Origin of the sequence: Lactobacillus sp. UCMA15818, from assembly GCF_030400225.1 — a bacterium.
Classification (GTDB): Bacteria; Bacillota; Bacilli; order Lactobacillales; family Lactobacillaceae; genus Liquorilactobacillus.
This window is the reverse complement of the sequence record NZ_VJYB01000004.1, coordinates 1-13,312: the sequence shown is the minus strand read 5'-3', so window position 1 is coordinate 13,312 and position 13,312 is coordinate 1. Positions and strand designations below refer to the sequence as shown.

At 35.7% G+C, this 13,312-nt stretch carries 11 protein-coding genes and 1 pseudogene; 10 read left to right on the top strand and 2 right to left on the bottom strand.

All coding sequences use genetic code 11. The features are described from left to right. Positions 1 to 43: 43 nt before the first annotated feature. The gene (locus FFX44_RS06490) at positions 44 to 1,231 is read right to left on the bottom strand and encodes an NADH-dependent flavin oxidoreductase (RefSeq protein WP_289979079.1); all 1,188 of its coding nucleotides are present in this window, start codon (positions 1,229 to 1,231) and stop codon (positions 44 to 46) included. 146 nt (positions 1,232 to 1,377) lie between these two features. On the opposite strand from FFX44_RS06490, the gene FFX44_RS06485 reads away from it, so the two are divergent. From FFX44_RS06485 to FFX44_RS06475, 3 genes and pseudogenes are all read left to right on the top strand, one after another. Continuing rightward, positions 1,378 to 1,752, top strand: a complete 375-nt coding sequence (locus FFX44_RS06485; RefSeq protein ID WP_289979078.1) for a helix-turn-helix domain-containing protein — start codon at positions 1,378 to 1,380, stop codon at positions 1,750 to 1,752. Between the two features lie 335 nt (positions 1,753 to 2,087). Further along, positions 2,088 to 2,222: a hypothetical protein gene (locus tag FFX44_RS06480; RefSeq protein ID WP_289979077.1), complete on the top strand. Its 135-nt coding sequence runs from the start codon at positions 2,088 to 2,090 to the stop codon at positions 2,220 to 2,222. Between the two features lie 354 nt (positions 2,223 to 2,576). Continuing rightward, positions 2,577 to 2,785: pseudogene (locus tag FFX44_RS06475) on the top strand (IS110 family transposase); the annotation flags it as partial. Between the two features lie 317 nt (positions 2,786 to 3,102). Here the strand turns inward: FFX44_RS06475 and FFX44_RS06470 are convergent. After that, entirely contained in the window at positions 3,103 to 3,858 is a 756-nt protein-coding gene (locus FFX44_RS06470; protein ID WP_289979076.1) for a MurR/RpiR family transcriptional regulator, read from the bottom strand. Between the two features lie 169 nt (positions 3,859 to 4,027). Here FFX44_RS06470 and FFX44_RS06465 point away from each other — a divergent pair, with 169 nt between their 5' ends. From FFX44_RS06465 to FFX44_RS06435, 7 genes are all read left to right on the top strand, one after another. Then, entirely contained in the window at positions 4,028 to 5,878 is a 1,851-nt protein-coding gene (locus tag FFX44_RS06465; protein ID WP_289979075.1) for a glucose PTS transporter subunit IIA, read from the top strand. A gap of 31 nt (positions 5,879 to 5,909) precedes the next feature. Next, the gene (locus FFX44_RS06460; RefSeq protein WP_289979074.1) at positions 5,910 to 7,388 is read left to right on the top strand and encodes a family 1 glycosylhydrolase; all 1,479 of its coding nucleotides are present in this window, start codon (positions 5,910 to 5,912) and stop codon (positions 7,386 to 7,388) included. Positions 7,389 to 7,624: 236 nt separating this feature from the next. After that, the gene (locus FFX44_RS06455; protein ID WP_289979073.1) at positions 7,625 to 7,930 is read left to right on the top strand and encodes a PTS sugar transporter subunit IIB; all 306 of its coding nucleotides are present in this window, start codon (positions 7,625 to 7,627) and stop codon (positions 7,928 to 7,930) included. Positions 7,931 to 7,959: 29 nt separating this feature from the next. Next, entirely contained in the window at positions 7,960 to 9,192 is a 1,233-nt protein-coding gene (locus FFX44_RS06450; RefSeq protein ID WP_289979072.1) for a PTS transporter subunit EIIC, read from the top strand. Between the two features lie 49 nt (positions 9,193 to 9,241). After that, the gene (locus FFX44_RS06445; RefSeq protein WP_289979071.1) at positions 9,242 to 9,571 is read left to right on the top strand and encodes a PTS lactose/cellobiose transporter subunit IIA; all 330 of its coding nucleotides are present in this window, start codon (positions 9,242 to 9,244) and stop codon (positions 9,569 to 9,571) included. 20 nt (positions 9,572 to 9,591) lie between these two features. After that, positions 9,592 to 11,049 carry a glycoside hydrolase family 1 protein gene (locus FFX44_RS06440; RefSeq protein WP_289979070.1) on the top strand — a complete coding sequence of 486 codons (1,458 nt, stop codon included), beginning with the start codon at positions 9,592 to 9,594 and terminating at the stop codon, positions 11,047 to 11,049. 107 nt (positions 11,050 to 11,156) lie between these two features. Further along, complete coding sequence (locus tag FFX44_RS06435; protein ID WP_289979069.1) at positions 11,157 to 13,022, top strand: PRD domain-containing protein; 1,866 nt, start codon at positions 11,157 to 11,159, stop codon at positions 13,020 to 13,022. Positions 13,023 to 13,312 lie beyond the last annotated feature (290 nt).

Below are 13,312 nucleotides of genomic sequence, written 5' to 3'. Positions count from 1 at the left end.
ACAAACTATCTTTTAGCTGTGTCAGGTACTCTTTTAAGATGATTTAAAGTTTCTTTTCAAAGCCCTCCATTGGTGCTAAAGAATTTTGATAATCCGTGCTAAGTTCTGGATCATCTGTAAAATGCATGACGGAATAAAAGGATTCTCTTAAATAGGTCTGCATTACTGGTGGAATAGCTAATTCATCCATATCCGATGGACTAATTTGAGTTCGGATACTACTTAAATCATTATTAGCAACTTTTTGAACCCACTGTGGTTCCCTAATAAATTCACGACCGATAGCAACTAAATCGGCACCATCAGCCATTGCTGCAGTGACATCTTCTGGTGTCTCAACAGACCCAATTCCAATGAGCGGAATAATTCCATGTGTGTGTTGGGCAAATTGAGAAATTAAGGTTTTTTTATTGCTTGGGTCATTTAGTGATGTGCGTTTATAACTACCAATGGAAAGATGAAGATAATCAACCTTATCCTTGATCTTATCAACAAGGTATAGAGAGTCTTCTAAACTAATTCCGGGTGTTTCAATTTCTTCTGGTGAAATTCGGTACCCTACTAAGAAGGGTCTATTTGCATACTTCTTAACAACTTCATTTGCAGTTTCAATGACGGCTAATGGAAACTTTAGCCGGTTTTCTCTGGAGCCGCCCCATTCATCTATTCGCTGATTTGAATTTTCAGAATAAAATTGTTGCAGTAAATATGTGTTGGCGCCATGAAGCTCAATGCCGTCAAAACCAGCTTTGATAGCTCGCTTAGTAGCTTCACCGAAATCAGAAATAATTTGAAGAATTTCGCTGTTCTTTAGTGCCCGTGGAGTTTCAGAATTTGCTGGATAGTTAGCAGAAATTGCACTAGCACTGACCGGTTTTTCACCGCGAAGAATGGAGCTGTTTGATTTTCGACCAGCATGAAAAATTTGTAAGATGGCTTTAGTATCGTTTTTACGAATGGCTTTAGCTAGCTTAGTTAGGCCAGGCAGCATTTCATCATGAGCGACGGATAATTCCCCTTCAAATCCCTTACCACTATCACTGACATTAGCAACACCAGTCAGCATCATTCCAGGTCCGCCAGCCCGTGCTGCATAGTAATTGAGTTCATCGGTCGTAATCATGCCATTATAAAAGCTGGTCATCGTTGTCATAGGCGACATCACGATATGATTTTTGATTTCTAGGCCATTGTTGAATTTAAATGGTAATAAGAATGCTTTTTTTGCCATCAATTAATTCCTCCTAATATTACTAGATTTTATAAACTATATATAGTATAGTAATCGCGGATATTAAAACAAGTACGCACTAAAAAGTTACATAGGCACTAAAAAGTACTTAATGTGATATATCTGAAATAATAAGGAGATTAATAATGAAAAAAAGTTATCATATTGGTGTTGAAGTGACCTTAGATGTAATTGGCGGTAAGTGGAAACCAATCATTCTATGCCATTTAGGCAACGGTCCGCTTAGAACTGGCGAGCTTCGCCGGCGAATCCCCAATATTACTCAAAAAATGTTAACTCAGCAACTACGTGAATTAGAAGAGGATCAGATTATTACCCGCAAAGTCTATAAGCAGGTGCCTCCTAAGGTTGAGTATTATTTATCTGATGAGGGGAAAACACTACGTCAATTATTGGTTACGATGTCTATTTGGGGTGAGAGACGGGTTAAACGGCTCCAAGCAGAGAATCAACCAATCGAATTATTAAGTAAGGATCATAATGGTTATTTGAATTTTTAGCTATGGGAGTATGCCATAAGTGAAGTGCCTTACAAAATTTGGGTACTAACTCGAAGTTACAAACATAGCGAGGACTTTGCTATGAGTAATTCGAAGTTAGACGGAGAGTTTTGACTTAGAAACACGTTTATACGAAATAAATAGAGAAACTGAATCAAAATTTAACTTTTGACTCAGCCCCTTAGAATTTCAGAGTACAAAAGAAAATTAAAATTTTACGGCAACTCAATTGCTTATTTAAGTTTTATGTATTAAAATAATAAATTAGGGAAGCCTAAAAATGATTTAGATTACCTTTGCGAACTTTCTTGCAACAGCTTAAGGAGGTGATTGAAATGACAACAGCAGAAAAAAAGTTAATTTGTATAAGAATCGACGATATTAAGAGTGTTCTAGAAGAAAGACATGTATCTCCAACAGATTTTTCCAATATCTTAAATGCCTTGAAAAATGATATTAATTCAATTTAGCTTTTATTAAAGCGAGCAAATTAGTACTCGGTTGGAGTCCAGTCAATACGTTGTACCCCATGCAAGCGGTAATTTGTTCACTTTTTACTAATACATTGAAAAACTTACAACATAAGCAGGGAATTAAAATAGATATGATTTATATAATAAGGTAAATAGTGTAAGTAAAAAAGAATCTTAAAATTAAGAAGCAATAAATAGTAAACAATCCAAGATTAGTTCTGGTATTAATTGGTGAAAATCAGTTAATACCAGAACTTTTTGTTTTACACTGAAAGTGAAGCTAAGGTCGACTATAGCCCCTGGAACTTCGAGTCCGTATTTTAAAATGACTTCCTTTACTTTCTATGCACAAATATGATTCGGCAAAAGGCTGCCATGCCTAATCACATTGTTGATTACTATTACTGCTTAAAAAAGCGACCTCTCCCTAAACGAAATAAAGTCGCGATTATTGCCTGTATGAACAGGACTTTAAAGTGTCTTTTCGCCATGGCTCTATAGCCAACACCAAGTATGTTTACGCATACGCGGACTCGAAGTCCATTAAAAGTGAAAATTAGCTTACTCCCAACTGCATAATAGCTCTTTCTGCAATTTTTTTAAAGCAATATTTTGCGGTTGTTTTCTTGTACTTAAATTTTGATTCAGCACCTCTATTTATTCCATATAAACGTATTTCATAATTCAAAATTCTCCGTCTAACTCATAGCAAAATACTCACGATGTTCGCAATTTCTAGTTGGTACTCAAATATTCCTGTGCATTTTGTACACGGTCTTCGTTTTTTTTGAAGTTGAGCTGGTGAAAATGGGAAGTAACTAACCTAAAAATAAGCAAGTTTGGTATACATTTAACAAATTATTTTTAATAAGGGATCTTACTGTTTATCATGAATCATATTCAATAAAACCTCAACAAGCATCATAGGTATAGTTTGTATATCGACGACCGAGCGATTTGAAAAACTGTAACCAGGTAAAACAATAGTTTGAGTAAAGAAAGTATTCAATTCTGCCTTAGGATTCATGGTGATAAGAAATGAATTTTTAGGCATATTGGAAGTTACTGATGATAAGAAATTAGTGAAGTTTTGCTTGCTTCCACTTATGGAGAAAAGGACGATTGTATCTTCATCTTTTAAAGTATTTGTTAAATGCGAAGCACTGATATAGTCATTTGCATACAAGGATATTATGCCCAGATCTTCCAACCCAAGAAAAAGTCCCTTGGCAGGTAAGGCTGAAAAGTGTACTCCGACTATATAATTAGTGGTTGGACTCATCAGGGCAACTACTAAATTTTTTAATAGTTCTTGATCTAACTGTTCAAGCTGATTAATGGAATCAATATAATAATTAAAAAATTGTGAATTATTATAGTTCTTATCTGTACTTAGATGGCGCATTGTTCGTAAAGAGGAGATGAGTTCAAAACGAAAGTCCTTGTAACCCTTAAATCCCATGCTTTGACAAAAACGAAGTACAGCGGAAGTTGATGTTCCTGATCGATCTGCAAGCTTTGTAATTGTGAAGGTTTCAATATGATCTAAATTTTTAAGGATATAGTTGCTGACTGCTAATTCGGTTTTGGAAAAATCTGGTTGGTGTTTTTTTATAGTTTCAATAATTTCCATAGAGTATTTTCCTTGTATAGAGTTTAACAATAGTCTAGAGCGTTTTGGCAAAATTGTCAAAAAATATAAAATAATATTGACAGCGCTTTCCTAGGGTGATAGAATTCATTTGTTAACAAAATTGCCATTATATATTGACAAAACTATCAAAAGAATAGGATGGGTGATTATGGACTACAAAAAATTATCTTCTGACATTGTAAAAAATGTCGGAGGTGCGGAAAATATCCAAGTGGTTAACCATTGTATGACTAGGCTTAGATTTAAGTTAAAAGATGTTTCAAAAGCAGATAAGGAGGCACTTGAAAATCTTCCAGGTGTCTTAGGAGTCATATATGCAGGTGAGCAGTATATGGTGATACTTGGGCAACATTTACTTCCGACTTATGAAGCTCTGATTAAAGATTTGGGTATAAGTGGTGGGGAAACTATCAATGAAAATCTGGATGACTTATCTGGGAGTAAAGAAAAATTGACTTGGAAAACGGCAGGCAATAAATTTATTGGTTATATTTCTGCTTCAGTGACACCATTAATTCCGGGGTTGGTAGCTGGTGGAATGTTAAAAGTGGTGTTACTTTTAATTGTTACCTTTGTCAATACTGCATATACGAAGAGTAGTTCGTACATGTTACTCTCAGCTATTGCAGATGCCCCTTTTTATTTCATGCCGATTATTGTAGCATATGGTGCCGCTACAAAATTAGGTGGAACACCAGTCTATTCAATGATTGCCGCGGCAGCATTACTTCATGGAAACTATACTGCGTTAGTCACAGCTGGCAAGTCAATTGATTTATTTGGAATAAATGTTCCGTTGTTATCGTATGGAACGAGTTTGTTACCTGCATTGTTGCTTGCCTTTGTGGCCTATCACTTAGAACGTTTCTTTAACAAAATCGTTCCTGGTATTTTTAGATCGGTTTTTGTTGGAATGGGGACAATTTTAGTATCTGGGATATTAGGATATATTGCATTAGGACCGCTGGGTAATATTTTAGGTGAGGGCATTGCGAATTTCTTCATGTTTCTGAATGGAAGTATGGGCCCGCTTGCTGTAGGTACATTGGCTGCCTGCCTTCCATGGATGGTTATGGCTGGGATGCATACTGCTCTGGCACCTTTTATGGCGCAACTCTTAACCAATCCTGGATATGATACGATATTGAGACCTGCATTTATTTTGCATAATATGGCAGAAGGAGGATCCAGCTTAGGGGTTGCTGCGCGTATCAAGAATAAACAACTTAGAAGTGAGTATATTTCTATTGCAATTGGCTGTATTGTGGCAGGGGTTGCCGAGCCTGCAATTTACGGCGTCAATTTGAAATACAAAAGGCCAATGTATGGTGTTATGGCGGGAGGCTTTGTTGGGGGAGCAATAGCTAGCTTATTAGGGGCAAAAGTATATATTATGGGATACTCAAATATTTTAGCTCTTCCAATTTTCAAAGAAACTATTTTAGCAATTGTTATAGCTATTGTGGCAGCGATTATAACATCTTGTGCTGTAACTTTTATTTTGGGAATTGAGCAAAAAGAGAAACCAAGCGTAACGAAACCTGTTCAAAAGGTATATCAAGATGACGCAATTGTTGCAATTAGTGATGGAACTCTAATGGATTTGAAAAAAGTAAATGATGAAACTTTTGCTAACAAAATGTTGGGTGATGGTATTGCGCTAAAACTTGAAAATGATTTCATTTGTTCTCCAGCTAATGGAACTTTAACAACACTATTCCCAACAGGTCACGCTTTTGGGGTCCTAACAGAAGAAGGAGTTGAGCTTTTGGTCCACATTGGGATTGACACGGTGAATTTGAAGGGGGAGGGATTTGATGTTTTAGTCAAACAAGGAGATAGAGTTCGAGCGGGAGAACCAATCGTAAGAGTAGATCGTTCCAAGATTGAAAAAATGGGATATGATTTAACGACTATGCTTATTGTTACAAACGACAATGGTAAGACTATTCAATTAGCAAATCTTGGGCAGGTTAAAAACGGAACCATATTAAATTAATAAAAGGTATTGAATTGAAAGAGGAGAGAAAATGAAAAAATTAAATACTAAATTCCCTGAAGACTTTCTTTGGGGAGGAGCAACTGCTGATTTCCAATATGAAGGTGGATTTAACGAAGGTGGACGTGGTATTTTGTCACACGATTATGAGACAGCAGGCTCAAATGAGACCCCCCGGCATCATACTTTAAGAAATAAGGATAGAAAACTAATAACACCGAATAGTTCTTTCATATTGGCTGAAGATGTTTCAAATGATGTTGAACCTGTCTTCTTAGAGAATGAATACTATCCAAGCCATCAAGCGGTAGACTTTTATCATCGTTACAAAGAAGATATTAAGCTCATGGCTGGTATGGGTTTTAACATATTTCGTTTCTCTGTTTGCTGGAGCCGAATTTTCCCAACAGGTGAAGAAACAGAGCCGAATGAAGAAGGACTACAATTCTATGATGATGTAATTAGTGAAATGGCAAAATATAACATGGAACCACTTATTACAATTTGCCATGATGAGCTTCCAATGAACTTGGTTTTAAAATATAACGGATGGACTTCCAGAAAGGTTATAGATGCTTACGTTAAATATGCTGAAGTCCTATTCAAAAGATATGGCAAGCGTTGTAGATATTGGTTAACTTTTAACGAAATAAATGCAGTTCGAGGATTCGGCCCAACTGGAGTAAGAAAGGCAAGTGGAAAAGACCGTTATCAAGCTGCACATAATATGTTTGTGGCCTCAGCAAAAGCGGTTAAGCTAGCTCATCGGATTTCTTCAGACAGTCAAGTGGGAGCGATGTACGCAATGAGTGAACAATATCCAGCAACATGCAAACCAGAAGATATCTTTCATCATATGCAGGCTAGACGCGAGAACTGGTATTTTGTAGATATTATGGGGAGAGGATATTATCCAAGTTATGCCCAGAACTTGTGGCAACGACATGGATTTGATCGGCTAGATATTACACTGGAGGATACACAAATACTAAAAGAGGGACAGCTTGACTACATTGCTTTTAGCTATTACCGATCTAATATTACAAAAGCTGGTGATGCATGGCGCAATGTTGGGGGTGATACTAACCCTTATTTGGAAGTTACTCCATGGGGATGGCCGATTGATCCATTAGGTTTAAGATATTGTATGAACGAGATATACGATCGAATTCAAAAACCAGTATTTATTGTTGAAAATGGAATGGGTGCGGTTGATGAACCAGATGAAAATGGTTATGTAGCTGATGATTATCGAATTGATTTTCTAAAAAAGCATCTTACAGCTATGGCAGACGCAATCAACATTGATAAAGTTCCCTGTTTAGGATATACAATGTGGGGACCAATTGATTTAGTCTCATTATCAACTGGAGAAATGAAAAAAAGATATGGATTTGTCTATGTTGATATGGATGACCGTGGTAAGGGTTCTTTAGATCGAACTCCTAAGAAATCTTATACATGGATGAAGAATGTTATCGCTACAAATGGAGAAGTGTTAATAGACTAGCAAACGAACTAATATTGAGAGTTAGATGACAGATTTAACATGGTAAGTAAAGGATTCTTTAAGATTAAGCAAAGCTCAAGCAGATAAGGTTCAGTTCTCCTATGAGGCTGATTCTTATTTGTTTGAGCTTTTGCGTTATTATTTTGCACCATGCCGTGCAAAAATAAAATTTATCCTTTGATGAAAGCGCATTATTATATAGATGTAGAAAAAATTAAATCAAGGGAGAGGTTATTATGAGCTTAAAAGTCTTATTGATTTGTGGATCAGGAGCATCATCAGGATTTATGGCAGCAAACATGCGTAAGGCAGCAAAAAAAGAGAATTTGGATTATATTATCAAGGCTCGCAGTGAGGCGGAACTTTCCGACTATTCTAGTGATATTGATGTGTTGTTAGTTGGACCGCATTTGAAAGCAGAGTTTGATGCGTTGAAAGAACAAGTTCCCTCCAACGTGACAACAATTCTTATGAGAGCGGATTATTATTCAATATTAGACGGAGCTGCTGCAATCAACCACATTAAATCTGAAATTGAATAAAACCTATTGCTAAGAAGGAGGTCAATGGTATGAATAAGTTTATGAGTGTACTGAACAATGATTTTGCACCAAAAGCCCAGAAGATTGCCAGTAATGGATGGATAGTTACCATTAAAAATTCCATTTTGCAGGTTCTACCATTTATTTTTGTTGGCTCACTGATTACGTTACTTGATATCCCACAGAATTTTTGGAAGTGGTGGCCTGATTTATCACCAATCAGCAGTTTTACATTTGGATTAGCATCGATTTTTATTTCATTTTTGTTTCCATTTAATTTTATGGAATACCGAAAGTTAAATAAACAAAGAATTATTGCTGGTTTATCATCAGTTGCCTTGTTCTTGATGTTGGCTAATCCAACATGGAATGAATCTGGTTCTGTGATTTCTTACAAGTTTTCAGAATTAGGCGCCGGTGGGATGTTTGTTGCATTAGTCGTTGGAATTTTTGTTGCCTTGATTATGGAGCTTTTCGGTAAATTTAGTTTCTTTAGTGAGGATACCGCACTACCAGACTTTGTTACTTCTTGGTTTGATTCTATGCTACCAATTATTATAGTAATTGGAACTGGGTGGATCTTATCATATATTTTGAATTTTGATTTATATCAAGTTGTTATTGCTATTTTTTCACCGTTATCGCATTCACTAGACACTTGGTGGGGATTTTCACTCTTTTTGTTTTTTGAATGTTTTATTTACTCAATGGGGATTTCAGGCTGGGTTTTAGCTGCAATCAGTCAGCCAATCATGTTGGCAGGAATTGCAGCTAATGTTCAAGAATATGCACATGGGGAAGCTTTGACGCATATTTTTACTAGTGAACTGATTTATAGCTTTCCATGGATTGGCGGAGTAGGTTGTACATTGCCATTAGTCTTGATGATGATGTTTTGGACAAAGTCAAACCGCTTGAAGGTTCTTGGAAGAGCATGTATCTTGCCATCACTTTTTAACATCAATGAGCCTGTCGTATTTGGAACAATTGTCTGGAACCCATATTTGATGTTGCCGCTATGGATTAATGGCTTTATTTTGCCATTAATTACAGCAGTATGGTTTAAAGCTGGTTGGTCAGTAATACCGCACGCATTAATGCAGATGTGGTACATCCCATATCCATTTTTGACCTGGATTGTCAGTCCTTCAATCAGTGCGATTGTTTTGATGCTGATTCTTTTCTTTATCGGCGGAATGATCTATTATCCATTTTTAAAAGTTTATGATGGTCAGCTGATTAAAGAAGAGCAAGAAAAATAACAATGTCAGTTAGTTATTGAGTTGCAGTACAAGGAGAGGAAGATAACGTATGAATAATGAAGAAACATCTAATAAAGCAGTTAAATCTACAATGGAGATTATCATCAATGCGGGTGATGCTCGAGATTTTATTTCTAAAGCATTAGATCAGGTTGCGGATAGTAATTATGTAGCAGCAAAGGACCTGATGGAACAAGCTAATCAAAAACTGGTCATTGCACATCGAATTCAAACTAGAGAGCTACAAAAAGAAGCAGAGGGTAGTACGGTTGAATACTCAGTTTTATTTACCCATGCACAAGATACGATCATGACAATCATGAGTGAATATAATTTGACCAAAAAATTGATCAATATTTTTGAAAAGAAAGAGCAATAAAAAAAGAGGAGCTATATATTATGAGAAAAAATGAATATCCGTTTTTTCCTCCTGATTTTTTATGGGGAGGGGCCCAGGCCGCTAGCCAGGCAGATGGAGCATATCAAGCAAATGGAAAGGGATTAAATTCCTCAGATGTTCAGCCATTTCTTAAGGGATTGACAAATATAGAGATTCAACAGCTTGAAAAAGAGGGAATGACACTTGATGCAGTCAAAAATGCGGTGACAGATACAAGACACTATTATCCTAAACGATACGGAATTGATTTTTATCATACCTACGAGAGGGATATTGATTTGTTAGCCGAAATGGGATTCAAATCTTTTCGCACGTCCCTAGACTGGGCACGTATTTTTCCAAATGGTGATGATGAACAACCAAACGAGAAAGCTTTAAAGCATTATGAAAAAATGATTGATTATTTGCTTGCTAAAAAAATTGAACCGATTATTACGATGAACCACTATGAGACGCCATTGAACATTACTCTTAAATATGGAGGCTGGCCGAATAAAAAAGTTATCGCAATGTTTGTCAAATTTGGAAAAACATTGTTGGATTGGTTTGGTGGCAAGGTTAAATATTGGATTGTAGTCAATCAAATCAATATGGTGCAGATTGAACCATGGCTATCAGTCGGAGTGACATCAGACCAATATGATAATATGGAGCAGGCATTGTATCAGGCAACCCACAATCAAATGGTAGCTGCAGCAAAAATCAAAGAATATGCTCGAACACTACAGAATTCGAATCTTAATATTGGAACCATGGTCGCGGATGGAACAGTTTATCCCGCATCAAGTAAACCAGATGACGTGATTTTAGCAATGCAGCAAAATAGAATGCAATATTTGTTCACAGATGTTCAGTTTAAAGGTGCATACCCGCAATTTGCGTGCAATTACTTTGCAGATCATCAGATTAAATTAGCAATTACCGCAGATGAAATGAAAGTAATTTGTGATAATCATATGGATTTTCTAGGGATTTCCTATTATTATTCTAAGATGGTTGATTCTACTAAAAATAAGTATGAGGTCAATGACACCTCAAGTAATCCAAATTTAGATGCGAATCCATGGGGATGGGCAATTGATCCGCAGGGATTGTATAACACACTATCCCAGTATGCGGACCGGTACAATGTGCCAATCATTATCGCCGAAAACGGAATCGGAATGTATGATAAGTTAGAAGCGAATCAAGTTGTCCATGATGATTATCGTGTGAATTATTTGGGGGAACATATTGAACAGGTTGGTCGTGCACTACATGATGGAGCAGATATCATTGCATATTGCGCTTGGGGTCCAATTGACCTAGTTTCATGTTCGTCACAGCAGATGTCAAAACGCTATGGTTTTGTCTATGTTAACTTAGATGATAATGGGCAAGGAAACGGGAATCGTTATAAAAAAGATAGCTTTTATTGGTATCAAAAAGTTATTTTGTCCAATGGAAAACAGATTTGATGAAAAAACATGTCAATTTTCCTAGGGCGGTATAAGGTTGGCAAAGTTAGATGGAGAATGTTGGCTTATGGAACACGTTTATTCGTAACAAACAGGGGGGAGTCAAAATGAGCGAGAAAAAGAAACTCATGTTAGATTATTTGGTCGATAATTCTGGTTGGCATAGTGTCGCTGAACTTGCCATATATTTGGATATCTCTCCTCGAACCGTCAAAAACTATTATAAATCTTTGTCCAATAACAGTTACCTTAGAACATCTAAATTAGGATATAGGTATCAAAAATATATTAATAATGACGATTTACAAAATAAAACTACCTTTCCTAATAATGAAAATGAGCGAATATTTTTATTATTGAATAAGCTGTTAAACAACACGCAGAGGTTAAATATCTATGACTTAGCTGCAGAATTTTTTGTTAGTGAATCAACGTTAAAGAACGTAGTGCATGCTGCAATCAATTATACGCAGAAATTTCATATTACAATTAAAACAAATGGTGATTTTTTTAGTATAAAAGGTAAGGAAAGCGATAAAAGACATATGCTGTCTGACATGTTGTACAAGGAAAGCGAAGGAAACTTTATTAATCAAATGACACTTAATGAGAATTTTCCGACGATTAATATTGATCAATTATTTGTAATCACAAAAAATTGTGCGACAAGTAGTAATGTTTATTTGAATACTTTTGACTTGAGCAATATTATTTTACATATTGCTATTGCGATTCAGCGAGTCGCGGATGGTTATGATCTTCAAGAAAATGATGTTTCTAGGTTAAAGGTGCAGAATAGCCAGTTTGCTGATAATTTGTTAAAAAGTATTGAAAACTCCCACATACACAGGGTATTTCAAATAGATGATTTGAAGCAATTGGGTCTGATCATTGATGGTTCAGTTTCTCGCTGGAGTTCTGATATTCTTAATAATTTACCAGAAGAATCTTTGCTTTTGATCGAATCAATTTTAGCGTATATTAAGAAAATATATCGAATTGATTTAAAAAATTCAGGTTATATCAACCAATTCACCATTCACGTTAGTCGCTTGATTCAGCGTTTGCAGAATGAGCAGATTATTCATAACCCGATCGCATCTTCAATCAAGGTACAAAGCCCAACTATTTACGAATGTGCGGTTTTGATTTCTCATAAAATATCTGACTACGTTGGGGTGGATGTTCCGGAAAATGAAATTGCATATATTGCAATGCATATTGGTAATGCAATTGCTGAGCAGATTGAAGACAAACGACAAAGTAAGGTGATAATTGTTGCACCAGATTATCAGGGGGATTTGTTAGCAATTGCTAATCGCATTGAGCATAATTTTAGTGGGGAAGTGGAAATTATAAATGTTGTTACGAGTGAAGAGGATATTGGTGATGTTGACATTATTATTGCTATCAATAAAAAAATCCAAACCAAAGTTCCAATTGTCTATATTTCACCTTTTTTGACTGCCAAAGATATTATTGCAATTAGAGATAAAATCCAAGAAACTACGGAACTGAAGGAAAGACTGAGCTTTAATGATCAACTATTTAATTTTTTTGATGCAAAATTCTTTTTAATAGACTCAACTATGCATTCCAAGGAAGAAGTAATTAACTATATTACGACTAAATTTTATCAGGGAGGGGTTACTAAAGCAGATTACCGCGCTAATTTGCTCCAAAGAGAAAGCATGTCTTCAACCGCATTTGGTAAGATTGCAATTCCACATTCACTGAGAATGGAGTCTAATGAGACGAAGGGATTTGTGTATATTAACCAAAAGGGAATCAGCTGGGATCAAGACAAAGTTTATCTGGTAATTGCATTAGCCGTACGGGAGAACGATTCTAAAATATTCAGGAACATATTTGATAAGTTTTCAGATATTATGACAGAAGAAAAAAAGGTTACCACTATTGTTTTGAGCAAGAGCTATAATGACTTTTTAGATAACTTGAAATTAATGGAATGATTAAAAATATAAATTATCCGTATATTTTTCTTATTATTGGTAGATGAAATAGAGCTGGGTCAAAAGTTAAATTTTGATTCAGTTTCTCTATTTATTCCGTATAAACGTGTTTCATAAGTCAAAATTCTCCGTCTAACTTCGAATTACTCATAGCAAAGTACTCGCTATGTTCGTAATTTCGAGTTAGTACTCAAATTTTCCCGACTTTGTACTGCCTTAAAAAAGTTGGACATGTTTATTTTAATTGTTAGCTAGATACTGTTTACGATATTCGACTGGAGTTAATCCAT

Excerpts from the sequence above, each read along its gene's own strand:
- FFX44_RS06445 (WP_289979071.1), top strand. The coding sequence starts at position 9,242 with ATGAATAATGAAGAAACATCTAATAAAGCAGTTAAATCTACAATGGAG.
- FFX44_RS06485 (WP_289979078.1), top strand. The coding sequence starts at position 1,378 with ATGAAAAAAAGTTATCATATTGGTGTTGAAGTGACCTTAGATGTAATT.
- FFX44_RS06490 (WP_289979079.1), bottom strand. The coding sequence starts at position 1,231 with ATGGCAAAAAAAGCATTCTTATTACCATTTAAATTCAACAATGGCCTA.
- FFX44_RS06460 (WP_289979074.1), top strand. The coding sequence starts at position 5,910 with ATGAAAAAATTAAATACTAAATTCCCTGAAGACTTTCTTTGGGGAGGA.
- FFX44_RS06480 (WP_289979077.1), top strand. The coding sequence starts at position 2,088 with ATGACAACAGCAGAAAAAAAGTTAATTTGTATAAGAATCGACGATATT.
- FFX44_RS06470 (WP_289979076.1), bottom strand. The coding sequence starts at position 3,858 with ATGGAAATTATTGAAACTATAAAAAAACACCAACCAGATTTTTCCAAA.
- FFX44_RS06440 (WP_289979070.1), top strand. The coding sequence starts at position 9,592 with ATGAGAAAAAATGAATATCCGTTTTTTCCTCCTGATTTTTTATGGGGA.
- FFX44_RS06450 (WP_289979072.1), top strand. The coding sequence starts at position 7,960 with ATGAATAAGTTTATGAGTGTACTGAACAATGATTTTGCACCAAAAGCC.
- FFX44_RS06435 (WP_289979069.1), top strand. The coding sequence starts at position 11,157 with ATGAGCGAGAAAAAGAAACTCATGTTAGATTATTTGGTCGATAATTCT.
- FFX44_RS06455 (WP_289979073.1), top strand. The coding sequence starts at position 7,625 with ATGAGCTTAAAAGTCTTATTGATTTGTGGATCAGGAGCATCATCAGGA.
- FFX44_RS06465 (WP_289979075.1), top strand. The coding sequence starts at position 4,028 with ATGGACTACAAAAAATTATCTTCTGACATTGTAAAAAATGTCGGAGGT.